19 protein-coding genes and 3 pseudogenes are annotated in these 25,579 nt (G+C 67.5%); 7 read left to right on the top strand and 15 right to left on the bottom strand.

Going from position 1 to position 25,579, the window contains the following annotated elements; genetic code table 11:
• Nucleotides 1-32 precede the first annotated feature (32 nt).
• From ABH915_RS02985 to ABH915_RS02925, 13 genes and pseudogenes are all read right to left on the bottom strand, one after another.
• A pseudogene (locus ABH915_RS02985) lies at nucleotides 33-830 on the bottom strand (glycoside-pentoside-hexuronide (GPH):cation symporter); the annotation flags it as partial.
• A gap of 139 nt (nucleotides 831-969) precedes the next feature.
• Complete coding sequence (uidA, locus tag ABH915_RS02980; protein ID WP_370117617.1) at nucleotides 970-2,751, bottom strand: beta-glucuronidase; 1,782 nt, start codon at nucleotides 2,749-2,751, stop codon at nucleotides 970-972.
• Between the two features lie 208 nt (nucleotides 2,752-2,959).
• Nucleotides 2,960-4,393: a mannitol dehydrogenase family protein gene (locus ABH915_RS02975; RefSeq protein ID WP_370117615.1), complete on the bottom strand. Its 1,434-nt coding sequence runs from the start codon at nucleotides 4,391-4,393 to the stop codon at nucleotides 2,960-2,962.
• Complete coding sequence (gene uxaC / locus ABH915_RS02970; protein ID WP_370117612.1) at nucleotides 4,390-5,796, bottom strand: glucuronate isomerase; 1,407 nt, start codon at nucleotides 5,794-5,796, stop codon at nucleotides 4,390-4,392. Before uxaC ends, ABH915_RS02975 begins: the two co-directional genes overlap by 4 nt.
• Before the next feature lie 85 nt (nucleotides 5,797-5,881).
• On the bottom strand, nucleotides 5,882-6,973 hold the full coding sequence (locus ABH915_RS02965) for a LacI family DNA-binding transcriptional regulator (protein ID WP_370117609.1): 1,092 nt from the start codon (nucleotides 6,971-6,973) through the stop codon (nucleotides 5,882-5,884).
• 94 nt (nucleotides 6,974-7,067) lie between these two features.
• Nucleotides 7,068-8,234 carry a Gfo/Idh/MocA family protein gene (locus tag ABH915_RS02960; protein ID WP_370117606.1) on the bottom strand — a complete coding sequence of 389 codons (1,167 nt, stop codon included), beginning with the start codon at nucleotides 8,232-8,234 and terminating at the stop codon, nucleotides 7,068-7,070.
• Between the two features lie 25 nt (nucleotides 8,235-8,259).
• The gene (locus tag ABH915_RS02955; protein WP_370117603.1) at nucleotides 8,260-9,120 is read right to left on the bottom strand and encodes a sugar phosphate isomerase/epimerase family protein; all 861 of its coding nucleotides are present in this window, start codon (nucleotides 9,118-9,120) and stop codon (nucleotides 8,260-8,262) included.
• A gap of 111 nt (nucleotides 9,121-9,231) precedes the next feature.
• Entirely contained in the window at nucleotides 9,232-10,107 is an 876-nt protein-coding gene (locus tag ABH915_RS02950) for an ATP-binding cassette domain-containing protein (protein ID WP_370117600.1), read from the bottom strand.
• On the bottom strand, nucleotides 10,104-11,981 hold the full coding sequence (locus ABH915_RS02945; RefSeq protein WP_370117597.1) for a dipeptide/oligopeptide/nickel ABC transporter permease/ATP-binding protein: 1,878 nt from the start codon (nucleotides 11,979-11,981) through the stop codon (nucleotides 10,104-10,106). Before ABH915_RS02945 ends, ABH915_RS02950 begins: the two co-directional genes overlap by 4 nt.
• A complete protein-coding gene (locus tag ABH915_RS02940) occupies nucleotides 11,978-12,919 on the bottom strand; it encodes an ABC transporter permease (RefSeq protein ID WP_026539362.1) in 942 nt (313 codons plus the stop codon). Before ABH915_RS02940 ends, ABH915_RS02945 begins: the two co-directional genes overlap by 4 nt.
• Nucleotides 12,920-12,925: 6 nt before the next feature.
• A complete protein-coding gene (locus ABH915_RS02935; RefSeq protein WP_370117594.1) occupies nucleotides 12,926-14,452 on the bottom strand; it encodes an ABC transporter substrate-binding protein in 1,527 nt (508 codons plus the stop codon).
• Nucleotides 14,453-14,796: 344 nt separating this feature from the next.
• On the bottom strand, nucleotides 14,797-15,804 hold the full coding sequence (locus ABH915_RS02930; RefSeq protein WP_370117591.1) for a Gfo/Idh/MocA family protein: 1,008 nt from the start codon (nucleotides 15,802-15,804) through the stop codon (nucleotides 14,797-14,799).
• Nucleotides 15,805-15,842: 38 nt separating this feature from the next.
• Nucleotides 15,843-16,691, bottom strand: a complete 849-nt coding sequence (locus tag ABH915_RS02925; protein WP_370117588.1) for a sugar phosphate isomerase/epimerase family protein — start codon at nucleotides 16,689-16,691, stop codon at nucleotides 15,843-15,845.
• A gap of 207 nt (nucleotides 16,692-16,898) precedes the next feature.
• On the opposite strand from ABH915_RS02925, the gene ABH915_RS02920 reads away from it, so the two are divergent.
• Both ABH915_RS02920 and nadE read left to right on the top strand, forming a co-directional pair.
• Entirely contained in the window at nucleotides 16,899-17,924 is a 1,026-nt protein-coding gene (locus ABH915_RS02920) for a LacI family DNA-binding transcriptional regulator (protein ID WP_370117585.1), read from the top strand.
• 100 nt (nucleotides 17,925-18,024) lie between these two features.
• Nucleotides 18,025-18,846 carry an ammonia-dependent NAD(+) synthetase gene (nadE, locus tag ABH915_RS02915; protein WP_026539367.1) on the top strand — a complete coding sequence of 274 codons (822 nt, stop codon included), beginning with the start codon at nucleotides 18,025-18,027 and terminating at the stop codon, nucleotides 18,844-18,846.
• Between the two features lie 162 nt (nucleotides 18,847-19,008).
• On the opposite strand, the gene ABH915_RS02910 is transcribed toward nadE, so the two are convergent.
• A complete protein-coding gene (locus tag ABH915_RS02910; protein WP_370117581.1) occupies nucleotides 19,009-19,914 on the bottom strand; it encodes an NADP-dependent oxidoreductase in 906 nt (301 codons plus the stop codon).
• Between the two features lie 239 nt (nucleotides 19,915-20,153).
• The gene (locus ABH915_RS02905) at nucleotides 20,154-20,927 is read right to left on the bottom strand and encodes an IclR family transcriptional regulator (RefSeq protein ID WP_370117578.1); all 774 of its coding nucleotides are present in this window, start codon (nucleotides 20,925-20,927) and stop codon (nucleotides 20,154-20,156) included.
• Between the two features lie 249 nt (nucleotides 20,928-21,176).
• Here ABH915_RS02905 and ABH915_RS02900 point away from each other — a divergent pair.
• The 5 genes and pseudogenes from ABH915_RS02900 (at nucleotide 21,177) to ABH915_RS02880 (ending at nucleotide 25,544) form a co-directional block, all read left to right on the top strand.
• Nucleotides 21,177-21,912 (top strand): annotated as a pseudogene (locus ABH915_RS02900) (CoA transferase subunit A).
• 100 nt (nucleotides 21,913-22,012) lie between these two features.
• The gene (locus tag ABH915_RS02895) at nucleotides 22,013-22,693 is read left to right on the top strand and encodes a CoA transferase subunit B (RefSeq protein WP_370117575.1); all 681 of its coding nucleotides are present in this window, start codon (nucleotides 22,013-22,015) and stop codon (nucleotides 22,691-22,693) included.
• Nucleotides 22,690-23,893: pseudogene (locus tag ABH915_RS02890) on the top strand (acetyl-CoA acetyltransferase). Before ABH915_RS02895 ends, ABH915_RS02890 begins: the two are co-directional and overlap by 4 nt.
• Before the next feature lie 145 nt (nucleotides 23,894-24,038).
• Complete coding sequence (locus ABH915_RS02885) at nucleotides 24,039-25,094, top strand: zinc-dependent alcohol dehydrogenase family protein (protein ID WP_370117573.1); 1,056 nt, start codon at nucleotides 24,039-24,041, stop codon at nucleotides 25,092-25,094.
• Between the two features lie 93 nt (nucleotides 25,095-25,187).
• A complete protein-coding gene (locus ABH915_RS02880) occupies nucleotides 25,188-25,544 on the top strand; it encodes a hypothetical protein (RefSeq protein ID WP_231494397.1) in 357 nt (118 codons plus the stop codon).
• Nucleotides 25,545-25,579 lie beyond the last annotated feature (35 nt).

The raw sequence follows: 25,579 nt of genomic DNA, 5'->3' as shown, positions 1-25,579 counted from the left end.
CCGCCAATCACGGTGAGCAGCGACGAGAGGATGTAGACCCGCTTCTTGCCGAGCTTGCGGACCAGCCTGGGCATGAAGGCGGCCAGCACGAAGGTGAGGACGAGCTGGATGATGGACAGCACCGGGTACAGGTCCAGCCGTCCGAGGACATCGCGGAGGTAGTAGAGCTGGACCGAGGTGAGGGCCAGGTAGCCGGTCAGGAAGAAGAAGGAGCTCAGGCACAGCATCAGCAGCGGCCGGTTGCCCTTGAGGGTGTCCATGCTCTGCTTGAACGTGACGTTGGGGACGGCGCGGTAGACCCGCTCCTTGGCGGTCAGGACGGTGAAGAAGTACAGGGCCGCGCCGATGACGACGAAGGACAGGGTGATGGTGGTGAAGGTTGCCTGCAGGTCGGCGCCGGGCTTGATCAGCGGGGCCACGAAGATGCCCAGGGCGGAGCCGACCAGCAGCGCGCCGATCATCCGGGCGGAGCCGAGCTTGGCGCGTTCCGCCGGGTCCTGGGTCATGGCGCTGGCGAGGGAGCCGTAGGGGATGTTGACCAGGCTGTAGGCCAGGCCCAGGGCGGCGTACGTGACGTAGGCGTAGAGCAGGGTGCCGGATTCGCCGAGCTCAGGGATGGAGAAGGTGGCCACGCTCAGCAGCAGCAACGGGATGGAGCCGAACATGATGAACGGACGGAACTTGCCGAACCGCTTGCTGTAGGTCCGGTCCACCACGCGGCCGGCGAAGACGTCCGCGAAGGCATCGAAGATCCGCACCACCAGCAGCAGGGTGCCGGCGGCCGCGGCGGAGATTCCGGCCACATCCGTGTAGTACACGAGCAGGAACATGGTGGCGGTGGTGAAGGCCAGATTGTTTGCGGCGTCGCCGGCGCCATAGCCGACGATGCTGAGCTTGTTCAGCTTTTTCATGATTGGGCTCCTTTACCCGTTGCCGGACCTGGGTCCGGCGAAAAATGTGCGGTAAGGCCTACGCCTTGGAGGTGCTGTTCTTGGTGCCGGCCAGTGCCGTCCACCGTTGGCGCAGGGCATAGGCGGCGGGTTTGGGCCGCCTGTCCCGGGTGAAGACGCCCTTCTTGTTGCCGTCCACGCGCATGATGCCGTTGGAGGTCTGGAAGTCCGCGAAGTTCCAGACCTGTTCACCGGCCATGGCGTCCACCCGGTCGAAGACCCGGTGGTACATGGCCAGGAACGCTGCCTGGTATTCCTCGCTCCAGGGCTGTTCATAGATGGAGTGGAAGCCGGGCATGGTGTCCGGTCCGTACTCGGTCATGATCATGGGCTTGCCGTACTTGGCTTCCCATTCGCGCAGCTCCTTCTCGAGGTGCTGTTCGGCGGTTTCGAGGTCGCCGTTGTCGACGTACCAGCCGTAGTAGCGGTTGAGCATGATCACGTCGAACAGCTCCCCGAGCAGTTCCTTGTCCGGGGTGTCGAACAGGACGTTGACGTAGCCGACGGGCCGGGTGGGGTCCAGACTGCGGGTCAGCTCCACGAGGGGTGCGAAGTACTCGCGGGCGCCCTCCTCGGAACCGTTCGGTTCGTTGGCGATCGACCAGATCACGACCGAGGGGTGGTTCTTGTCGCGGGCGACGAGTTCGGTAATCGCCTGCCGGTGGTTGGCGCCGGTGTTGGCGTCCACGCCGCCGTCGACGTAGGTCTTCTTGGCGATGCCGCCGAAGACGGCGCCGAAGCCCAGGTGCAGCCCGACGGCGGCGGTTTCGTCGATCACCACAATGCCGTGCCGGTCCGCGAACTCCATGACTTCCTCGGCGTAGGGGTAGTGCGAGGTCCGGAACGAGTTGGCGCCCACCCAGTCCAGGAGCTGGAAGTCGTTGACCATCTGGGCGTTGCTGTGGCCCTTGCCGATGGCCACGTGGTCCTCGTGCATGCCGAAGCCGGTGAAGTAGAACGGTTCGCCGTTGATGAGGAATTCCTTGCCGCTGACTTCCACGGTGCGGACGCCGACCGGCAGGGTGTAGCTGTCCAGCAGCCGGCCGCCGTCGCGGATCTGCGCGGTGAGGCTGTACAGGTAGGCGGCGCCGGGCTTCCAGAGCACGACGTCGGCGCGGGCGACCTCGGCGCCGTCGGCGTCGCGGAGGGAAACGGTGACCGTTTCGCTGCCGGTCCCGCCGGCGGTGGCAATCGTGTAGCCGAGGCTGCCGGTGGTTCCCTCGAAGCCGGTGACGACGGTGATGTCATCGACCGTGACCGCGGGGGTGCTGAAGAGCCAGAGGCTGCGGTGCAGGCCGGCGTAGTTGTAGAAATCGTGGAGGTAGCTCTGCTGGCGGCGGCCGTCCCCGGTGACGGTGATGGTGCCGGGCGGGATGGTGGCCTGCGTGAGCTCGTTGTTGACCGAGACCGTCAGGCGGAAGACCTGCCCCGGTGTCACGTGGTCCGTGATGTCCGCGCTGAAAGGCATGTAGCCGCCGGTGTGCTGGGCCACCAGGGTGTCATCCACCCACACCATGCCCTCGTGGGTGGCCGAGTCGAGGCGGACGTGGATCCGCTCCCCCGCCCAGCCGCGCGGGACCCGGACGTCGCGCTGGTACCAGACGTAGCCCACGTGGTCCCGGACGGCCTTGTCGGGGAAGACATCGTTGTAGCTGGCCGGGACGCCCATTTCCAGCCCGGTTTCCAGGGGCGCCTTGAACCATTCGTCCCGGTGGCCTGAGCGGTCAAAGTCGACCTTGAAGCGGTACAGGCCGTCGAGATTGACGATCTCGCGGGTTTCGCTGGCCTGGGGCTTGAGCATTGGGAGGTCCTATCGCGTCTTTGCGGGCAGTGCCGGGGAGTGTTTTTTGGGGTCCGGCCGCGGGGCCGGTTTGTGCTCTTGCTGTAATCCTAATCACTTGGCAATCAAATGGCAAGCGGTTGCCATAATTTTAGTGAAAGTTCATCCAAACACTGCTGCCCGGCTCCCCATGGTCGGGGGCCGGGCAGCAGTCCTCGCACGCAGGGCGTTACGGGGAGACAGCCTGCTCCCCGAACGTTCCGCGCAAGCCTTCAATGAGGTCCACGGCGGAACTGTCTCCGGCCAGGGCAGGATCCACCAGGGCCAGCAAGGCACGGGTCCGCTCGGCGCCCGCGAGCCGGTTGGCTGCGGCCACCTCGTCGGCCAGCGGATCCAGGAACGCGGCGGAGGCGGCGCTGTAGTCCATCCAGGCGGCAATCATGAGCGCGGCCGCCGCGCCGGGCCTGCCCGCGGCACGCTCGGCCCGCAGCACCGGAATGGCGCGCATCCGCAGCTTCGTGCTGCCGTCCACCGCGATCTGTGCGAGGTGGTGGGCAATCCGGGCGTTGCCGAATCGCTCCAGCAGGGCGGCGCGGTAGGCCGGGATCTGCAGGTCCGCGGCATGTCCCTCCGGTCCGGACAGGTTTGCCTCCGCCTCGTCCCAGAACTTCTCAACGGCCCGCAGGCACAGCGGGTCCGCCAGGGCCTGAGCCACGGTGGTGTGGCCGCGCAGCTGCCCGGCGTAGGCCAGCAGGGAGTGTGCGCCGTTCAGGAGCCAGAGTTTGCGGTTCTCGTACGGCTCGATCTCGGCGACGAACACGGCACCGGCGTCTTCCCAGCGCGGCCGCCCGGCGGGGAACTCCCCGCTGAGCACCCAGTTGGAGAAGGGCTCGGCCACCACGGGCGAATTGTCGCGGTAGCCGCACGCGGCCTGGACGGCGGCGATGTCCGCGGCCGTCGTGCGGGGAGTGATGCGGTCCACCGAGGTGCTGACGAAGCTGACGTTGGCGTCGATCCATCCGGCCAGGCCTGCGTCCCAGGCCCCGGCCATGCCTGCCACGGCGTTGTGCGCGACGGTGCCGTTGTTGGAAAGGTTGTCGCAGCAGACGACGGCGAGCGGTCCCGACCCGGCAGCCCGGCGGGCCGCGAGGGCCAGCACCAGCCGGCCCAGCGGCGTCGCCGGGCTTCCGCTGCCGGACGCCAGCAGCGCAAGGTCGGCGGCGACGTCGGGCGCGGTGCGGTCAAGCTGCCCGTCCGCGCGGAGCCGGTAGGCCGCCTCGGTGATGGTCAGGGTGATCACCGCTGTGGCCGGCGCGGCGACCAGCTCCGCGAGCCGCTGCACATCCGCCCCGTCCACGGCTTCGACGATGCTGCTGACAACGGTGAAGGAGTCGCCGCCGTCGGCCCGGTTCACGATCGTGTAGAGCCCGTCCTGTTCGGCCAGCGCCAGGGCGGCGTCGGGGCGGCGGCCGGTGAAGGCCGCGATGCCCCAGTCCGCGGCGTCGGACGCCTGGTGGGTGTACCACCCCTGGTGCGAGCGGTGGAAGGCGCCCAGGCCCAGGTGGATGATCCGCACGGGTGCCTTGGCGCCGGGGCGCAGGCGGCGGCTCAGTTGGGGAAGTTCCACGCCGGCCGGGGCCCCGGTGTGCTGTTCGACGCTCACAGTTTGAACACCCGTCGGGGTGAGCCGTCCACGATGTCGACGATCAGTTCATGGGCGCGGTCCTCGCTGACGCGGTGTTCCGCGACCAGCCGCGCCAGGAAGGAGGCCTCGATCCGGCGGGAGGCGTCGTGGCGCGCGGGGATGGAACAGAAGGCGCGGGTGTCATCGATGAAGCCGGACGAGCGGGAGAATCCTGCGGTTTCGGTCACGGCCGAGCGGAAGCGCAGCATCGCGTCGGGTGCGTCCAGGAACCACCACGGGGCGCCGAGGTAGACGGAGGGGTAGAAGCCTGCCAACGGCGCGAGTTCGCGGGAGAACACGGTCTCATCGAGGGTGAAGAGCACCAGGTGGAAGTCCTTGGCGGTGCCGAAGTCCTGCAGCAGCGGACGGATCGCCTCGGTGTAGTTGACGGCGAACGGGATGTCGTGGCCGGTGTCGGCGCCGAAGGCGTTGAACGTGGGTTCGTGGTGGTTGCGGTAGGACCCCGGGTGGATGGTCATGACCAGGCCGTCCTCCACGGACATCCGGGCCATCTGGTACATCATGTGGGCTTCGAAGTCGTCGCGGTCGGCCGCCGTGGCCTGGCCCGAGCGGGCGCGGTCGAACAGCCTGGCAGCGTCGCCGGCGTCGAGCTTGAGCGTTGCCGGGGTCCGGACGCCGTGGTCGGCCGAGACTGCGCCATGGTCCACGAAGTAGCGACGCCGGTTTTCCAGGGCGGTGATGTAGCCGGCATAGCCGGTGGCGCCGTCGCCCGCTGCCGCGACGAGCCGGTCCACGTTCGCGGACCATGTGGGGTGCGCGATGTTGAGGTAGGCGTCGGGGCGGAAGGTGGGCAGGACGCGGCCGTGGAACGTGGGGTCCTCGGCGATCGCCGCGTGGCTGGCGAGGCTGTCCAGGGGGTCGTCCGTGGTGGCCAGCACCTCGATGTTGAAGTCCTTGAAGAGCTGGCGGGGACGGAAGCCGGGCTCCAGCAGCTTGGCGGAGATCGCATCGTAGCTGGCATCGGCGGTCTCGGCGCTGATCTCCTGCCGGAGGCCGAAGACGCCGCTGAACTGGGTGCGGAGCCAGTAGCCGGAGGCCGTGCCTTCGAACAGCGGCCACGCCTTGCAGAACTCGCGCCAGACCGTGCGGGAGTCCGGCTCCGCCGCGGCCGAGCCCCGCAGCCGGTCCAGCGGGACGCCGCTGGCGTGGATCAGCCGGGTGACGTAGTGGTCCGGGCTGACCAGCAGCGCTGCCGGGTCCGGGAAGGGGCTGTTGTGCTCGATGACCGCGGCGTCAACGTGCCCGTGCGGGGAAATGATGGGGAGGTCCTGGACGCGCTGCAGGAGGTCGCGCGCAATGCTGCGCGTTCCGGGATCCGCGGGCAGGAGCCGGTCTGGGTTGGCGGCAATCGACTGTGACATAGATCAATGGTCCGGCTTGCCTCCGGCATTTGTCAACCGGTTGCCAAAAATTGCCACCAAGTTGCGGGTGGCCCTCCAGGCGTGGCTAGCCCGCGGGCAGCAGCCGCCCGCTCGAGCCGCGCAGCACCAGCTCCGTCTCGACGCGCAGGGTGGCGGCAGGTTCCCCCGCGCTGCGCGGGAGATCACTGCGCGGGAGATCGCCGTGCAGCAGATCCAGGAGCAGCGTGGCGGCGCCCGAGCCGCACTCCCCCAGCTGCGAGCGCACGGTGGTGAGCGGAGGCGTGGTGAAATCCGCCCCGAAGATGTCGTCAAAGCCCACGATGCTGATCTGGTCCGGGACTACCATGCCGGCGGCCTGGAGTTCCTGCATGAGCCCGATGGCCAGGAGGTCGTTGTAGGTCAGCACGGCTGTGGCCCCGCTGGCACGGACGTCGCGCGCCACCTGGCGGCCGCCGTCGACGGTGGGTTTGGCGGATTCCAGCCGCACGGCCTCGAGCCGGGACCATTCGCAGGCCGCCTGCACGCCTTCCCAGCGGCGCGCGGACATCCAGGACTGCGGCGGCCCGGCAACAAAGGCAACCTTGTGGTGCCCGTTGGCGGCCAGGCTGCGGACGGCCTCGCTGATGCCCTTGTTGACGTCGGGAACAACGCACGGCACGCCGTCGACCTCGCGGTTGATGACCACCACCGGCTTGTCCCGGGCGATGGCGCGGATATCGTCGTCGTCCATGCGGGGGCTGGCAAGGATGAGTCCGTCCACGGTGGCCATCATCCGGCGTGCTGCCGTCAGTTCGGTGACGCCGGACTCGGCCGACTCGGCCAGCACCAGGGTGTAGTCCCTCAGGGTGGCCGTCGTTTCCGCCCCGCGGATGATGTCGAAAAACGTGGGGTTGGTGATGTCCGCGACGATCAGGCCGAAGGTGTTGGTGCGGCCCGTGGGCAGCGCGCGGGCGAACGGATTGACCTGGTAGTTCAGCTCGGCGGCGGCGTCCTCGATGAGTTTCTGCGTCTTGGCGCTGACCCGGCCGGGCTTGCTGAGCGCCCGTGAGACGGTGGAAGGATTGACGCCGGCAACCTTGGCAATGTCGTAGATGGTGGCGTGGGACTTTCCGGACCGGGAATGCTTCTTGGCCGGCTCTGTTGTTGCGGCAGCGTCCGGCGTCTTGGGTTCAGTCACCGCCCCATCCTAACGAGGAAACAACCCAACCGGCTCGCGGCAGGGGCCGTTTTGAGCGCTCAAAACGGCCCCTGCCGCGACTGGGGCGGGTGGGCTAGGAGCGCTCGGGGAACTTGCCTTCCTCCGCGATGCGCTTGTTCAGCTCGGCGAGGAACTCGTCCTCGTCGAAGTCCAGCGCCACCTCGGTGCCGGTCCAGCTGGAGAGGTGGATGGCGTTGGCCAGGCGGACGCCCTTGATGCCGTCCGATCCCGGGGCCAGCAGCGGCGTCCCGTCCAGGATGTTGGCGGCGAAGTTCGCCAGGACGCCGGAGTGCTGCGCGCCCCAGGCGGACTCGAACTCGATGACCTCGGTGGTGTAGTACTCCCCGGGGTTCAGCTCGCCCATGAAGAGCTTGCGGACATCGTCCATGCCCATGCCGTCGCTGAGTTCACGCTCGGGCTTCTTCAGCCGGGTCACGGTGGCGGTCTTGCTGTTCTCCACCACGATCTTGCCCTTCTCGCCCAGGATCTCGAAGCGGTCGGTACCCACGAGGTCGTGCGTCGCGGTGACGAAGACGCCGGTGGCGCCGTTGCCGTAGTCCACGACGGCCGTGACTTCGTCCTCCACGGCGATGTCGCGGCGGAAGCCGTAGGCAACCTTGGCGTACACGGACTTCGGCACGCCGCAGATCCACTGCCACAGGTCCAGCTGGTGCGGGGCCTGGTTGACCAGGACGCCGCCGCCCTCGCCGCCCCAGGTGGCGCGCCATTCGCTGGAGTTGTAATAGCCCTGCGGGCGCCACCAGTTGGTGATGATCCAGTTGGTGCGGCGGATGCCGCCGATCTCGCCGCCGTCGACGATCTCTTTCAGCTTCTGGTACAGCGGGTTGTTGCGCTGGTTGAACATGATGGCGAAGGACAGCTCGGGCTTGCTGGCGGCAAATTCGTTGAGCTCCCTGACCTGCTTGGTGTACACGCCGGCCGGCTTCTCCACGAGGGCGTGGAGGTTGCGCTTGAGGGTCTCGATCCCCATTTCCGGGTGCAGGAAGTGCGGCACGCAAGTCACGACCGCGTCGACGTCGCCGCTTTCCAGCATGGCGATGTAGTCGTCGTAGAAGGGTGCGTCGGGGTACCTGGCGGCCGCCAGTTCCTTTTTCGCGGGGTCGGTGTCGCAAATGGCACCGATCACCATGTTCGGGACCAGGCCGTCGGTGATGAACTGGGCGTAGGCGCCGCCCTGCTGGCCCAGGCCGATGATGCCGAGGCGTACTTTCTTGCTCATGAGTGAATTCTCCATAGTCAGGGGGTTAGAAAAGGTCGGCGTGGCCGAGCGCCACCAGGTTGTCGTAGGAGGTCTGCAGCGCGTCCCACACGGTGCGCCCGTAGAGTTCGTCCTGCTCCACCAGCAGGTACTCGGCACCGGCGGCCTGGGCGGCCGGAATGATGGAGGCGAAGTCCAGGTTGCCTTCGCCCACTTCGGCGAACTGGACCACGTCCTTGAACTCGGCCATGAAGCCCTTGATGTCCCCGGTTTCCAGGAGCCCGAAGGCGCGTTCGGGGAGCTGGCCGATCCGGTAGTCCTTCAGGTGGACCATGGCCGTGCGGCCGGCGTACTTCTGCAGCGTCCGGACGGGGTCCAGGCCGCCGCGCTGCACCCAGTGCACGTCGATTTCCAGGCCCATGGCCGGGGAGTTCGCGGCGATGATGTCCAGCATGTAGGTGCCGTCGAACTTCGCGAACTCGATGTGGTGGTTGTGGTAGTACAGGCTCAGGCCGTGTTCCTGCAGGCGCTCCGCGTACTCGTTGGCCTGCTTGGCGAAATCAACGACCGCCGCGATCGATTTCATGGCCGGGAACGGCAGCATGCCGATCCGCAGGAGGTTGGAGTCCAGGCGCTTGGCCTCCTCCACGATCTTGTCGAAGTGTTCCGCCAGCGAATCTCCGGGACGGCCCTTGGGGGTCTCCACCGCGACGGACAGTGCCGCGATGTCCATGCCCAGTTCCCTCCGGGAGCGGTCCAGCTCGGCGACGTTCTCCGGGGTCATCGGGATCTGGGAGATCTCGACGGCGTTGTATCCGATCGCGCTCACCTTGCGGAGCGTCTCGAACGCCCCCACTTCGGCGAAGCTCTCTCTCAGCATCATCGCTTGTACGCCAATCTTGGCCACTGTATTCCTCCGTGGTGTTCCGGACCCTTAGGGCCCTCGTTGCCGGTTAGGTGCTGCCGCCAGGGCGCCGGCCGTTGTAGCCGGCCGTTCTATCTGGCGGCGCGGGTTTCCTCAGGCGAGGGCACCCGCTTGTTCGTGCTGCATCCGCTGCGTTTCGAGCAGGCGGTGCCGGTCTGCGCGGCGTTGTTCCTGCCGGTCCGGGTCCGGGACCGGGGAGGCGAGCAGCAGCCGCTGGGTGTAGGGGTGGTCGGGGTCGGTGGTGACGACGCCGGACGGGCCTTGTTCGACAATCTCCCCGTGGTACATCACGGCGACGCGATGGCTGATGTGCCGGACGACGTCGAGGTCGTGGGAGACGAAGAGGTAGGAGACACCGGTGTCCTTCTGGATCTGCAGGAAAAGGTCCAGCACCCGGGCCTGGGTGGAGAGGTCCAGGGCACTGACCGGCTCGTCACAGACGATCAGCTTGGGCGAGAGGGCCAGGGCGCGGGCGATCGCCACGCGCTGGCGCTGTCCGCCGCTGAATTCGCGCGGCAGCCGGTGGATGGCGTCGGCGGGCAGGCCCACCTGGTCCAGCAGTTCCTTGACGCGCTTCTTGGCCGCCGCTGGCTCCATGCCCTGCACGCCCAGTGGTTCGGCGAGGATGTCGCCGATTTCCAGGGCGGGGTTCAGCGAGGTGTAGGGATCCTGGAACACCACCTGCAGGTCCCGGCTCAGGACCCGCCGGTCTTTGCGGGTGGCGTGGCTGATGTCCTTGCCGTCGAAGCTGATCTTCCCGCCGGTCACGGGGGCGAGCCCCAGGATGGCGCGGCCCAGGGTGGTCTTGCCGGAACCGGATTCCCCCACCAGGCCGAGGGTTTCGCCGCGGCCGATGCTGATGTTGATGTCCGTCAGGGCGCGGAAGGGTTTGGTCCGGAACTTCTTGCTGGGGTACTCGACCACCAGCTGGTCCACTGTGAGCAGCGGAGCGCTTTCGGCGGGGCTCATGCGACTGGCTCCTTCTGGCCGGTGGAAACGAGCATGGACAGGGGTTCCTTGCCTTCAAGCATCGATGCAAGGAGTGTTTGCGTGTAGGGTTCCTGCGGATTGCGCAGGATGTCGCGGACGGATCCTTCCTCTACGAGCCGGCCGTTCTGCATGACAGCCACACGGTCGCAGAGGTCTGCCACCACCCCGAAGTTGTGCGTCACGAGGATGACGCCGATGTTCAGGCGCTGCTGGAGCTCGCGCAGCAGGTCCAGCACGTCCGCCTGCACCGTGACATCCAGGGCCGTGGTGGGCTCATCGGCGATCACCAGGTCCGGTTCGCAGCTGATGGCGCCGGCGATCAGGACGCGCTGGGCCATGCCGCCGGAGACTTCGTGCGGGTAGGCGTTGAAGGTCCGTTCCGGGCTGACGATTCCGACGTCGGTGAGCAGCTTCAGCGCCCGCTTCCTGGCCTCGGCCTTGGAGATGCCGAGGACGCGCACCATGGGAGTGACCAGCTGGTAGCCGATGGTGAAGGCCGGGTCCAGGTTGCTCATGGGCTCCTGCGGGATGTAGGAAATCCGTCTGCCGCGGAGTTTGGACAGGCGCTCCTGGCTGACGTGTTCCTCGCCGGGGGCCACGGTGTAGCTGCCGTCGAACTGGATGGAGCCGGCCACGATGCGGGCGTTGTCCGGCAGCAGCCCCAGGATGGAGAAGGCGGTCTGGGACTTGCCCGAACCGGATTCGCCCACGATGCCCAGGATCTCGCCGCGGTCCACGTGGAAGGAGACGTCGTCGACGACCTTCTTGATGGAGCCGTCCGCCTGCGGATAGCCGACGCCGAGATTGGTCACCTTGACCAGGTGGTGTTCGGTTCCGGGGTCGACGGCGGCCACGGACTTCCGCGACGGGCGGGCGGCGGGCGCCGCCGCCCGGCCTGTAACCGGGACCGTGACCGGCGCCTTGGTGCGGCGGGGCTTGATCTTTTCGCCGTCCTCGAGGGCGTCGCGGATGGCGTTGCCCAGCAGGACCAGGCCGCCGATGGTCAGCGCCATGGCCAGTGCCGGCCAGAACAGCAGCGTCGGGTTCAGGTAGACGTTCTTGAAGCCCTCCGAGAGCATGACGCCCCAGGTGGACTTGGTGGGGTCGCCCAGACCGAGGAATTCCAGGCCGGACTGGATGGCGATGGCCACGCCGGCGATCGCCGCGGTCTGGATGATGATGGGGGCGCGGACCACGGAGAAGATGTGCCGGGCGATGATGCTGAGGTCGGACAGCCCGGAGACCCGTGCGGCGTCGACATAGAGCTCGTTGCGCACCGACTGGACGGCCGTGCGGGTCAGCCGGAAGTAGGACGGGCTGATCAGGATGCCGAAGGCGATCATGGACATCCAGACCGAGGGGCCGAAGGCCGCCCGGATGGTCAGCAGCACGATCAGGCCCGGGAGGCTCATGAGGATGCCGACCACCCAGTTGGAGACTGCCTCGAATTTGCCGGCGTAGTACCCGGCGATCAGGCCGGCCGGCAGGCCGATGGCAATGGCCACGCCCGCGCAGAGCAGGGCGGAAAGCAGCGTCAGCTGCGCGCCGTACAGCAGCCGGCTGAAGACGTCGCGCCCGGCGCTGTCCGTTCCGAGGATGTTCACGGAGTCCGGGGCGGCGAGGGTCTTGGCGATGTTGGCGTAGTTCTGGTCGAAGGGCGCCAGGACCGGGGCCAGTACCGCCAGGAGCGAGACCGCCAGCAGGATGGTCATGGCAACGATGCCCAGCGGGTTCTTGAACAGGCGCCGGATGACGGTGGACCGGACCACCGTGCCGCTTTGCCCGGCGGGAGTCGCCGTGGCGGGGGCGGCGGCTGCCGCGGTTGCGGCGGCTTCTTCGGAAGAATTGTTCATGACACACGTACTTTCGGGTTGAGCCAGCCGTTGAGAATGTCCACCAGCAGGTTCACCACAATGACCACGACCACCGTGTACATCACGACGCCCATCACCACGGGAAGATCCGACTGCCCGGTAGCGGCGACCGCCAGCGGACCCATGCCGGGAAGGGCGAAGATCTGCTCGATGATCACCACGCCGCCAAGCATGCCGATCAGCTGCAGGCTCAGCACGGTCAGGCCGGCCGGCGCGGCACTGCGCAGGACATGCTTGAACAGGATCTCGCGCTCGCCGATCCCGCGGCTGCGCAGGGTGCGGACGTAGTCCCGCTCGAGTTGTTTGATGACGGCGCTGCGGATCTGCTGCGCGCCCCCGGTGACGCCGTTGATCAGCAGGGCGATTACCGGAAGGGACATGGAATAGACCCACGCGTCGGCCCCGGAATCCGGGGAAATGGTGCTCGTGGCCGGGAAGAGGCCCAGCTGGATGGCCAGGATGGTGACCAGGATGACGCCGATCACGAACCCGGGAACGGAGTCGCCGACGATGGCGCCAACCTGGACCACCCTGTCCACCCAGCCGCGCTTGACCGCGGCGATGACACCAATGAGTGCCGCACAAATTGCGATCAGGATCATTGCGGCGAAAACCATGGTCATGGTCACCGGAATCCGGGTGGCCAGGGAGTTGGCCACCGGTTCCGAGGAGAACCAGGAAGCACCCAGGTTTCCGCTGAGGGCATCGGCCACCCAGGCAAAGTAGCGGGTCAGCAGGGGCTGGTCCAGCCCCAGCTCGTGTTCCTTCATCGCCACCTGCTCAGCGGTGGCCTGATCGCCCAGGATGTTCCGGGCGATGCTCCCGCTGGACATATACAGCAGGAAGAAGGTGAGCGCCGAGACAACAAGCAGCACCACCAGCCCGCTGCCCAGTCGTTTCGCAATGAACCTGATCATGGTGTCCTACTTGGCGGGTGAGTAGTTGTAGATGGACGGAACGGCCTGCTGGATCTGGGGCGTGACGTTGACCTTGGCGTTGTGGTAGTACATCTGGTTGACGCGGAACAGCGGCGCGAACCAGGCCTGCTCCACCACGTACTTGTTCACTTCCCGGGCCAGCTTGCCCGCGTCGGCTCCGCCGGCGCGCACGGCCTCAATCTTGGCGTCCAGCTCGGGCGTCGCGTTCTTGAACGGGTTGTAGAGCGCCTTGGTGGAGATGATCTGGTTGACCGCAACCGTCGGTTCACCCTGGAAGAGGGAGAAGTACATGGTGGTGTACTTCTGGGCGGCGACATCGGATGTGAAGGTGTTGGTCAGCGCGGCGCCCACCTTGAGGGTGATGCCGACGTCGGCCAGCTGCTGCTGGACAACGGAAATCTGGGTTTCGAAACCGGGGACGCTGGGGATTTCCAGGGTTACGCCTGTTTCATAGCCGGCTTCCTTGAGGAGCTGCTTGGCCTTGGCAGGATCGTAGCTGTAGTAGTTCTCCAGCTCTTCGGTCCAGGCCCCGCTGGCCTTACCGAACGGCTGGGACGTCGGCGTGCCCTGCCCCAGCATGACCTGGTCCAGGATGGTCTTGCGGTCAAAGGCGTAGTTGATGGCCTGGCGGACCTTGACGTTTTGCAGGGCCGGGTTCTTGGCACCGTCGCGGTCCAGGAGGAGCAGGCCCTGCCAGTCAACCTCGTTGGCGGCCAGCTTCATCTTGGCGCCCTCGGCCTGCTTGCCGTTCTTGGGGTCCAGGATCGTCGCATCCACCTGGCCGGAGACGAGGGCGTTGGTGCGGGCGGTGAGATCGGTCAGGATCTTGAAGGTGAGCTTCTGGAACTTCTGCAGGTCCTTGTTCCAGTAGTCCTTGCGCGCCGTGAACACCGTCTGGGAATCCTTGACGGACGCGGCCTTGTCCATCACGTACGGGCCGGAGCCGACCGGTTCTGTCTTGATGCCTTCGGTTCCCAGCGCCTTCGGGCTGCCCATCAGGCCGGCCGCCTGGCTGAGGAAGTATTCCAGGGCCGGGTCCGGGGTGCTGAGGTTGATGTCGATGGTGTCGGCGTCCACAACGGCCACGTCTTTGACCGCACTGAGCTGGGCCATCTGCGGCCCATTGGCTTTCTTGAAGTGGTCCATGTTGGCCTTGGCCGCCGCGGCGTCGAACGTGGCGCCGTCACTGAACGTGACATCAGAGCGCAGGTCCACCGTCAGCTTGGTGTTGGCTGCGTTGTACTTCCATGCCGTGGCCAGCATCGGGCTGAGCTTGCCGTCCGGCTCGCGCAGGATCAGGGTGTCGTAGACGGCCTGGTACGGCTGGAGGACGTGGCCCACGTGCGCCTGGGCCGGGTCCCAGGACCGGACGTCCTGGATGGTGCCCAGCGTCAGGGACGTGGCCGTGGAGCCTGCGGCCGCGCCGCCGGCTGCGGTGCCGCCACAGGCGGTGAGCGCGAGGGACGCGCTGAGGATGAGGGCAGCAGCTGCTGCCTTGGGACCGAACTTCATTGTTGGCTCCTTTGGATCGCTTCTCGAGGTCCGTTACCCGGACGATGGTGGCGGCAATGTGGCCTGAGCCACACTGCCGCTTGTGGGTTCAGCGTACGTTGGGTTGCCACTTCTGGCAACCGGTTGTCATTACCTTTCTGAATTATTGCGGCCGGGGCATGGCCGGGCGGCACGACGGCGCAAGACGGCGCGCCCGAGGCGCGCACGCAGTGCGAAGGCACGACGTTCGCAGGCACGACGTTCGCAGGCACGACGTTCGCAGGCACGACGTTCGCAGCGGAAAGCGGGAGGGAGCCCGCTCTCGGCCGCAGGGGCAGTGCGCGGGGCCGTGGAGGCGGCTTCGGTTAGGACACCTTTTCCTCAGACCCGGGGTAGGACTGCCGGTAGAGCTCCTTCACGATCCGCAGCGACTTCGCCCCTTCGGCGGCGTCAATCCAGAACGGGCCCGGTTGCGCCAGCCCGGCATAGAAGTCTGCGATCAGCAGGGCATGCGAAACACCCCAGTAGGAGCGGCCGCCCGATCCGGCGGCGCGTTCACGCACCACCTCGCTGCGCCCGCCGTCGTAAGTGACCGTCAGGTCCCCGCGCAGGCTCAGTGTTGCCGCCTCGGTACTGATGTCCAGCGTGACGGGCGCGTTGCGGGTGTTGGCGAGGGTGGCGTAGAAGATGCTGCGCGCGCCGTTGCTGTGCAGCGCGGCGAACTCCGCCGTATCCTCCACCTCGATGGCCTCTGCCAGCGCGTGGGTCGAGGCGCTGCCGGCAAGCGAAACGACGTCGCCCACCAGCCATTGCAGCAGGTCCACGGTGTGGATGGCCTGGTTCATCATCAGGCCGCCGCCGCCCTCGCCCCAGCTTCCGCGCCAGGGCCGGCTGAGATAGTAGTCGGGTTGCCGGTGCCACATGACCGTGGCCGAGGCCCCCAGCACCTGGCCCAGGTCGCCCGAGTCCAGCAGCCGGCGCATTTCCTGCACCGGGGCGTTGTAGCGGTTCTGGAAACACAGGCCAATTTTCGCCGTGCTTTCGGCTGCCGCGGCCAGCAGCCTTTCACCCTCGGCCAGGGTGTGCGCCAGGGGTTTTTCCAGCACCACGTTGACGCCGCGGCGCAGGCATTCGATCGCGATCGCCGCGTGTTCATGATGCGGGGTGGTGATGTGCACGACGTCGGGAGCGGCCGCCTCGAGCATGTCGCGGTAGTCCTCGAAGCCGCGGACGCCGTGGGCTTCCTGCGCCGCGGCGCGGCGGCCCGGATCCGTGTCACAGACAGCCACCAACCCGGCGTCGTCCATCCCTGCAAGTGCTTCAAAGTGAACGACCGACACGTCGCCGCAGCCGATGATTGCCGCCTTTGGCATCCGGAGCTCCCTCTTTCCGTAGTGGTGGTGCGTTCCTGCTAAACGAGTTCGATCTGGTTCTTCGCGGCCAGCGCGGCGAAGGCACGGGCCGCGGCGCCGAAGGCCGCCGGGCCCGAGAAGCCGCCGAGTTCGTGGGCGCTGGCCAGGTGGGGTTCCAGCGAGGCGAAACCGGCGAAACCATCCGCCTTGAGGGCGGCGACGGTGGCGTCGAGTTCGCCGTCGCCCTCGCCGGAGGGGACCACTTCCCCGGTGGTGGCGAGCGCGTCCTTGACCTGGAAGTACTCGAGGTAGGGGCGCAGCAGGGCGTAGCCCTCGGTGTAGGGCTTGACGCCCACCTGGACGAAGTTGGCGTTGTCCCACGCGACGCGGAGCGCGGGCGAATTCACGGATTCCATGATGTCCAGCACGCACTGCGGCGTATCGCCATAGATGCCCTTTTCGTTTTCGTGCAGGAGCACGACGCCGGCTTCCGCGGCGAGTGCCGCAAGGGCGCCCATGCGGTCCAGGACGTCCTCGCGGATGTCTTCCGCGCTGCGTCCTTCGGCCCGGAAGAAGGAGAAGATGCGGACGTATTGTGTATCCAGCCCCTTGGCCACCGAGATGATCTGGCGGAGCCGTGCCAGCTCGTGCTCCACCGGCAGGCTCACGTCCACCTTGCCGATGGGGCTGGCCACGGCCGAGACCTTGAGGCCCTTTTCATCCAGGATGTCCTTGAGCCGGGCAACCTGCTCGGGCTCCAGCTCGGAGACGTTGGTGCCCCAGGCACTGCGAACCTCGATGTGGCTTGCGCCCAGCGCCAGGAGCACGGCGGCCTGAACTGCCGGGTCCGGATCTATTTCGTCGCCGAAGCCTGACAGCGACCAGACTGCGGGTGGTGTTTTGCTCACGCGGATCTCCTGGGTTTCGCGGCCGCCGCGGGCAGCTTCCGGCTCCGGCGCGGTGACGCAGTTCACAAACGGTGTGGGGCCCCAGTCTAACCAGCGCTTGCGTTTAATGACAACCGGTTGCCAAACTTTGACAATCTGTGGCATTCTTTGCTGACCGGTCCTGTGGCGGCAATCACAGCCCGGCCACCACGTTCAGAGAGGAGCGCCGTGGCGACGACGCAACCAGCAGCAGTGGACCGCCCGGCCACCATCCACGACATCGCCGCGCTCTGCGGCGTGGCGGCCTCCACGGTTTCCCGCGCCCTCTCCACGCCGGACCGCGTCAACATCAGGACGCGGCAGCGGATCGAGGCGGCCGCGGCCCAGCTGCACTACACACCCAACAGCCAGGCGAAGGCGCTGAGTTCCGGGCGCACGGGCGCGGTGGGAGTCCTGGTTCCGGATATCACCAACCCCTATTACTTCGACCTCATCAGGGGCACCCAGCTCCAGCTCAAGGCGGCCGGGTACACCCAATTGCTGGTGGACACGGAAGAATCCGACGAGGTGGAGGCCAGCACCGTGGAGCAGCTGCGCAAGAGCGCCGACGGCATCATCGTGGCCGCATCCCGGCTCAGCGACGAAGCCCTGCTGGACGCGGCGGCGAAGATGCCCATGGTCGCCATCAACCGTGACGTGCCCGGCGTTCCCGCGGTCCTGATCGACACCCCGTCCGGCACCAGCCAGGCACTGGACCACCTGATCTCGCTGGGACACACCCGGGTGGCCTACGTCGCCGGCCCGACGACGTCGCAGTCCAGCGAGCGGCGGTGGACCGCATTGTCCGTGGCAGCCGAGGAGCGCGGCGTGGACGTGCGCCGGCTCGGTCCGTTCGCCCCCAAGACACAGTCCGGCGCTGCAGCCGCGGACGCCGCCGTCCACAGTGGAGTCACCGCCTGCCTCGCGTTCAACGACCTCATCGCCATCGGCATGCTCCAGCGCCTTCGCGAACGCGGCATCCGCGTCCCGCAGGACATGAGCATTGTGGGCTGCGACGACATCTTTGGCGCCGACTTCTGCAATCCGCCGCTGTCCACCATGGCCTCCCCGATCGAGCAGGCCGGCCGCGTGGCGGTGTCCATGCTGCTGGCCCAGCTGAACCCGCTCGCCGGCGGCGGCACCCGAAACCGGTCCGTGATGCCCACCCACCTCACGGTCCGCGGCTCCACCGGCCCCGTGCGGCAGGAGCGCTAGGCCAGATCGCGGCCGGCCGGCGCGGCTGGAGCGCTCGCCGGAGCGCCGGTCCGGCCGCAACAGTTGAGCGTGGTTGACAGTGCTGACTAGGCTGTGAGGCATGCGTGAACTCCAGGCGAAGATCATCGAGGAAATGGGCGTGCAGCCCCGGATCGACCCTGCCGGGGAGGTGCGCAAACGCGTGACGTTCCTGAAGGAATACTTGACGGCCACCCACACCAAGGGCTTCGTCCTGGGCATCTCGGGCGGCCTGGACTCGTCCCTGGCCGGGCGGCTGGCCCAGCTGGCGGTCGAGGAACTCGAGGCCGAGGGCACCGAGGCGAACTTCGTGGCCGTGCGGCTCCCCTACGGCGTCCAGCACGACGAGGACGACGCCCAGGCCGCCCTTGACTTCGTGCGCGCCAAGACCGAATGGACGTTCAACATCTCAGCCGCGGTGGATGGCTTCGAGGACGAGTTCGAGAAGACCGTGGGCACGGAGATCTCCGATTTCCACAAGGGCAACACCAAGGCCCGGACCAGGATGATTGCCCAGTACGCCCTGGCCGGCGAGCACAACTACCTGGTGATCGGCACGGATCACGGCGCCGAGTCCGTCACGGGATTCTTCACCAAGTTCGGCGACGGCGGCGCGGACATCCTGCCGCTGTTCGGCCTCAACAAGCGCCAGAACCGCGCGCTGCTGGCGGAACTCGGCGCGCCGGCCCGGATCTGGGAAAAGGTTCCGACGGCGGATCTGCTGGACGGCAAGCCGGGCCGCACCGACGAGGACGAACTCGGCCTGGGCTATGACCTGATCGATGACTACCTCGAGGGCCGCGACGTACCCGATGCCGCTGCCGAACGGATCGAGGCGATGTACCTGCGGACCCGCCACAAGCGCACGGTTCCGGTGACGATTTTCGACACCTGGTGGAAATAGCCTGAGCCGAGAGCCCCGGGCCGGGATCGCGGGCCGGGGCTGCAGGCCGAAACGGGGCACTTTGAACAGTGGCCGGGCCCTTTTTGACCTCAACGGCCGGCGTGTCCGTGTCAAAGTGCCCCACGACAGGCTTCTTTGTGTTCTGGCCCTGCTGGGTTCCAATTACGGGATCAGCACGAGTTTGCCCCGGACATGGCCTGCGCGGCTGATGCCCAGTGCCCGGGCCGCATCGGTGAGGGGAATCCGCTCCTGGATGCTGAAGCGGAGCTTTCCATCGGCCGACAGCCGGGCCGCCTCCGCTACCCGTCCGTCCAGCAGCCTGACCGGTGCAATTCCGGCGGCGTTGGCCTCCGTTCCAGGCACAGTAGTCACCGCGGCGCCGTGGCCGCCGAGCAACTGGACCGTCGCCGTCGTCGTCTCCTCCCCGCCAAAGGTGTCCACGACGGCGGTGATGGTGCCCAGTGCGCGGACGCGTTCGACGAGCCCTTCGACATAGGCCACAGGCTCGGCGCCGAGGCCGCGCAAATAGTCGTGGTTCTGCTCTGAAGCGGTGCCGATGACCTGGGCGCCGAGGTGCCGCGCGATCTGGACTGCCGCCGAGCCGACCCCGCCCGCTGCGCCGTGGATGAGGACCGTGTCCCCGGCGCCAATGCCAAGCTGAACCAGCGCCGAATACGCTGTGCCGCCAACTATCGCGACGCACGCCGCCTGCTCAAAATCGATGCCCGCGGGCTTAGGCGTCAGCTGGTTGGCCGGAAGATTGGCCACGGCACGGTAGCCCCCGGAAATGCCATTCCAGATGACTTCGTCGCCTACCTCGTGGCCGGTCACGCCGGGGCCGACGGCGGTCACGATTCCCGCCGCCTCACAGCCGGGAACTGCCGGGAAGTCCAGGGGAAGGTACCGCTCCAGGTAGCCGGCCACGACTTTCCAGTCCATCGGATTGACGCCGACGGCGCGGATTCCCACCTGGACCTCGTTCTCCCCCGGAACCGGCAGTTCCTCTTCGCCAACGGTGACGACGTCCGGGTGGCCATAGTGATCGAAGGAGATCTTGATGTTTTTCATGAGGCTTTGCTCCTTCGGCTCGACCCGATGCGGCCTGTGCTGCCAGCTTCTGGCACCAGCGGCGGCCGCGCAAGAGTCTCCCGACAAGATGAACTTCCGAGGTGGCCTGAGCCGAATCGGGGCACTTTGAGCCCTGGATGGACCGTTTCGGCTTCAATTGCCGGCGTGTCCGTGGCAAAGTGCCCCACGATGGCCGGGCACCGGGGCGCCGCCGTCGAGGTCCAGGCCCTTGACCAGGGTCAGGCGCCCTGCAGCAGCGTCGAGATCCGGTGGGCCTCATCCATGAGCAGCCGCCCCAGCTGCGGGCGCCGGTCCTCCCGAAAGCGCGGCTCGATGCCGGTCAGGGACAGTGCCCAGGCCGGGCGCCCCCGCTGGTCGAAGACCGCCGCACCCATCCCCCAGCTGCCTTCCAGGACCAGCCCCGGATTGACCGAATAGCCGGCCTGCCGCGTCGCTTCGAGGTTCTCCCTGACAAGGGCTTCGGTGTGCGCGGCCGCGAAGCTGCCGGCGTGGGCTGCCCAGTTGGCGAGGAGCTCATCCTGCTCTTGTGCCGGCAGGAAGGCCATGATGGCGGTGCCGGCGGAAGCGACGCCCAGCGGGAACCGCACTCCCTCGTGCAGCACGAAGGAACGGACCGGGAAGCTGCCTTCCTCCCGGAGCAGGCACACGGTCTCGTTGCCGCGGCGGATGGAGAAGAACGCGCTTTCGCCGGTCTCTTCGGCGAGGCGGCGCAGGCTCGGCCTCGCGAGGTCCTCCATGGGGAAGCGCGCCGAGGCCACAGACCCCAGCAGCAGGATCTCCGGGCCCAGGACCCAGTTGCCGCTACCCGGGTCCTGGTCCAGCAGCCCCTCGGCCGCGAGCGAGCTCAGCAGCCGGTGAACGGTGGGGCGGGTCAGCCCCGATTCGCGCACGAGCTCCACCAGCGGGCAGCCCTCGGGCTTCCGGCCGACCAGGCGCAGCAGGCTGGCTGCCCGGCTGACCACCTGGGCGCCCTGAACAGGTGTTGTAGACATTGCTTGCCTCACGTCGGCCCGGAAGTGAACGATGCCTTTGCCAAGTTGCTTTTACCCACATTCTCGCATCGACTATCCACATAATGGATAGTCCCAAGGATAGCGTCCACACTATAAACTCCGCCAGTTCGCGAGGAAACTTCGCATTGACAGTGGTCTGCGACACACCATAGGCTCCTTCTTCAGACATGGAGTCCACAAAGTGGATTGCCGGAGTGGATAGCAAGATCAGCTCAATGAGGAGATGCAATGTCAAAGGTGAAATCCGGGGCAGCGGCCGCTTTGCAGGACGTACTGCGGGACGGCATGACGCTCGCCGTCGGCGGTTTCGGGCTCAGCGGGATCCCCGCTGACCTGATCGAGGCAGTGCGGGACTCCGGGGTGAAGAACCTGACGGTGGTCTCCAACAACATGGGCGTGGACGGCAAGGGCCTGGGCGTCCTGATCGAAGGAGGCCAGGTCCGCAAGGTCATCGCGTCCTACGTCGGGGAAAACAAGCTCTTCGCCGAGCAGTACCTCGCCGGCCAGCTGGAGGTGGAGTTCACCCCCGCAGGGCACGCTTGCCGAGCGGCTGCGCGCCGGCGGCGCCGGCATCCCGGCGTTCTACACAAAGACCGGCGTGGGCACCCTCGTGGCCGAAGGCAAGCCGCTGGCGGAGTTCGACGGCGAGACCTATGTCCAGGAACGCGCCATCAAGGCCGACGTCGCCCTGGTCCACGCCCACACGGCCGACACCGACGGCAACCTGATCTACCGGTACACCGCGCAGAACTTCAATCCGGTGGTGGCTACCGCCGGAGCCGTGACGGTCGCCGAGGCCGAGGTGATCGTCGAGCCCGGCCAGCTGGACCCGAACCACATCATCACCCCCGGCGTGTTCGTCCAGCGTCTGGTCCAGGCCAGCGGCCGCGTCAAGGACATCGAACAGCGGACCGTCCGCCCCCGGCTCGAAGCAGAAGCGGCGAACGCCGGCTCCACCATCTAATTCGGCCCGAGCGCTAATCCGGCCCCGGGCGCCGTCCGCCCCGGGCGCGCCGGCATTGGCGCCCCACCCTTACCACCCTGACTTTCCGAGGAGAACCACCATGGCCTGGACCCGAGATGAAATGGCCGCAATCGCGGCCGAAGAACTGAACGACGGCGACTACGTCAACCTTGGCATCGGCATCCCCACGCTGGTGGCCAACAACCTGCCCGACGGCGTCCGCGTTGTCCTGCAGAGCGAGAACGGCCTGCTCGGCATGGGCCCGTTCCCCTACGAGGGCGAGGAAGACGCGGACCTGATCAACGCCGGCAAGCAGACCGTCACGGTCCTGCCCGGCGGCAGCATCTTCGACTCCGCGACGTCCTTCGGCATGATCCGCGGCGGCCACGTGAAGGTCGCGATCCTGGGCGCCATGCAGGTCTCCGGGAACGGCGACCTCGCCAACTGGACCATCCCCGGCAAGATGGTCAAGGGCATGGGAGGCGCCATGGACCTCGTGGCCGGCACCCCGCGCGTCGTGGTCCTCACCGAGCACAACGCCAAGGACGGCACCGCCAAGATCGTCAAGGAATGCACGCTGCCGCTCACCGGGCTCAGCTGCGTGGACCGCATCATCAGCGACCTCGCGGTCTTCGATCTGGATAAGCAGGAAAACGCAACAGGCGGCGGGCGCAAGCTCACGCTCACGCGCCTCGCGCCCGGCGTCACCGTGGAGGAGATCCGCGAAAAGACCGAGGCCGACTTCGACGTCGCGCTCGAACTTGAAGGAGCCCCGGCATGAGCCTCAAAGACCAGTTCGGCAAGGACATCCTGCTCACCGGTTGGGGCCACAGCCGCTTCGGCAAGCTCACCGATGAGACCCTCGAGTCCCTGATTGTGCAGGTCGCCACCGAGGCGATCGGCAACGCCGGGATCGAGCCGGGCCAGATCGATGAGATCTACCTCGGCCAGTTCAACTCCGGCATGATGCCGCTGGCTTTCCCGTCCTCCCTCGCACTGCAGGTCTCGGACCAGCTGGCCAACGTCCCCTCCACCCGGGTGGAGAACGCGTGTGCCTCCGGCTCGGCCGCGTTCCAGCAGGGCACCAAGTCCCTCCTGGCCGGCACCGCGAAGACCGTCCTGGTGATCGGCGCCGAGAAGATGACGCAGGCCGGGGCCGACGTTGTGGGCGCGGCCCTGCTCGGCGCGGACTATGACATGGCAGGCAAGGCCTCCACCACCGGGTTCACCGGGCTCTTCGCGGAGGTCGCGAAGCACTACGGCAAGCGCTACGGCGATGGGTCTACTCTCGGCAGTCTCGGCGATGTCCTGGGCACCATCGCGGCGAAGAACCACCGCAACGGCGTCGACAACCCCTACGCCCAGCTCCGCAAGGACCTCGGCGAGGACTTCTGCCGCACCGTCTCGGACAAGAACCCGATGGTGGCCGATCCGCTGCGCCGCACCGACTGCTCCCCCGTGTCCGACGGCGCCGCCGCCGTCGTCCTCTCCGTCGCCCCGACCGGCGGCGCCACCGCTCCGGTGCGGCTCGCCGGCTTCGGCCAGGCGAACGACTTCTTCCCGGCCCGAGCGCCGGGACCCCACCGAATTCGCCGCCACGCGCGCCTCCTGGCAGCGGGCCCTGGGGATGGCCGGCGTCGGGCTGGAGGAGCTCGACTTCGCGGAAGTCCACGACTGCTTCACCATCGCCGAACTGCTGATGTATGAGGCCATGGGGCTGACCGAACGCGGCCAGGGTGCCCGGGCGCTCGAGGAAGGCTGGGTCTTCAAGGATGGCAAGCTGCCGGTCAACGTCTCCGGCGGGCTCAAGGCCAAGGGCCACCCCGTCGGCGCCACCGGCGTCTCCCAGCACGTCATCGCCGCGATGCAGCTCACCGGCACGGCCGGCGACATGCAGCTGGCCGGCCCGCGCCGGGCCGCGGTGCAGAACATGGGCGGCGTGGGCATCGCCAACTACGTCAGCGTGCTCGAAGCCGTCTAAGGCAACGCGGGGTCAGATACGGCCCATCAGCGCATCCGGCATGGGCCGTATCTGACCCCGCCTTGCTTGTCCTCGCCTGGGTGGCCGGCATTGCTCGGGACTAAACTCGTTCGCAGCCCATCCACCACAAATGCGAGGAGCACCCATGCGCGCCACCATCATCCACGGCCCCGGCGACATCCGAGTCGAAGACCGCGACTACCCCACGATCCAGCTGCCCACCGACGTGATCGTGAAGGTCACCGCCTCCTGCGTCTGCGGCTCGGATCTCTGGCCGTACCGCGGGGTCAAGCCCACCCACAAGCCGTCCGCGATCGGGCACGAGTTCATCGGGACGGTCGAAAGCGTCGGCGCGGATGTCAAGGACCTCGCCGTGGGCGACTTCGTGATCGCTCCGTTCGTGGTCAGCTGCGGGAAGTGCCCGCAGTGCCTCGACGGCATCACGGTGGCCTGCGACCACCTCGCCGGCTGGGGCGGCAAGGATGACACCGGTCACGGGATCGACGGCGGCCAGGGCCAGGCCGTCCGCGTACCACTCGCCGAGTCCACGCTGGTCAAGGTACCGGGCGTCACCGACCCGGACGACGCCCTCCGCGCCAGCCTGCTCACGCTCTCCGACGTCATGGCCACCGGCCACCACGCGGCCCTCGCCGCCAAGGCCGGTCCCGGCCGGACGGTCGTGGTGGTCGGCGACGGCGCCGTCGGGCTCTGCGGCGTCCTGGCCGCCAAGCGCCTCGGCGCGGAGCGGATCATCGCCATGTCGCGGCACGCCGACCGCCAGGCGATCGCCCGCGAATTCGGAGCCACGGACATCGTCGCCGAACGCGGGGACGACGGCGTCGCCAAGGTCCGCGAACTGCTCGGCGGTGTGCTGGCCGACTCCGTGCTGGAGTGCGTGGGGACCAAGGAATCCATGGAGCAGGCCCTGCACAGCGTCCGCCCGGGCGGCGCGCTCGGCTTTGTCGGCGTCCCCACCGGCGGCGCCGAGGCCCCGCTGCGCTTCCTGTTCGACACCAACATCTCGATCGGCGGCGGCATGGCCCCGGCCCGGACGTACATCCCGGAACTGCTGGCCGACGTGCTGGACGGCACCATCAATCCGGGCCGCGTGTTCGACTCGGTCATGCCGCTGGAGGAGGCGCCGGAGGCCTACCGCGCGATGGACGAAAGGCGCGCCATCAAGGTCCTCCTGACCCCGTAACAGTGTCTCGACGGCGGCCGCGCCTGCAGCCGCGCGGCCGCCTGCGCCGGGCTCTGGCTCCCGCCCTTGCACGGGCAAGGACGAGGGTCTAGCGTGAAGCGCATCAGCATCCGCCGCCGTCAAGGAGCCGTCATGGCCAGGTTCGTGCAGATCATCGAATTTCAGTCCTCCCGCATTGAGGAGATCGAGCAGCTCGGCCGGCCCTCCAGGACGGAGGGATCCACTGCCCCGACCTTCCGCCGCATCATGGCCACCGCAGACCGCGACCGCCCCGGAACCTACTACACGATCGTGGAATTCGACTCCTACGAGTCGGCCATGGAGAACTCCAACCGGCCCGAGACCTCCGAATTCGCCGCGAAGATGGCCGCCCTGTGTGACGGCCCTCCGGTCTTCCGCAACCTGGATCTGATGTGGGAGGACACCGGCGAGGCCGACGCCGGCCAGTAAGCCGGCAGGCTCGCTTGGCAGAGGTGCCGCTGCAC

The organism is Arthrobacter sp. MW3 TE3886 (assembly GCF_041262145.1).
Taxonomy (GTDB): Bacteria; Actinomycetota; Actinomycetes; order Actinomycetales; family Micrococcaceae; genus Arthrobacter.
Note: the sequence above shows the minus strand (reverse complement) of the source record. Positions and strands in the feature narration are given on the sequence as shown.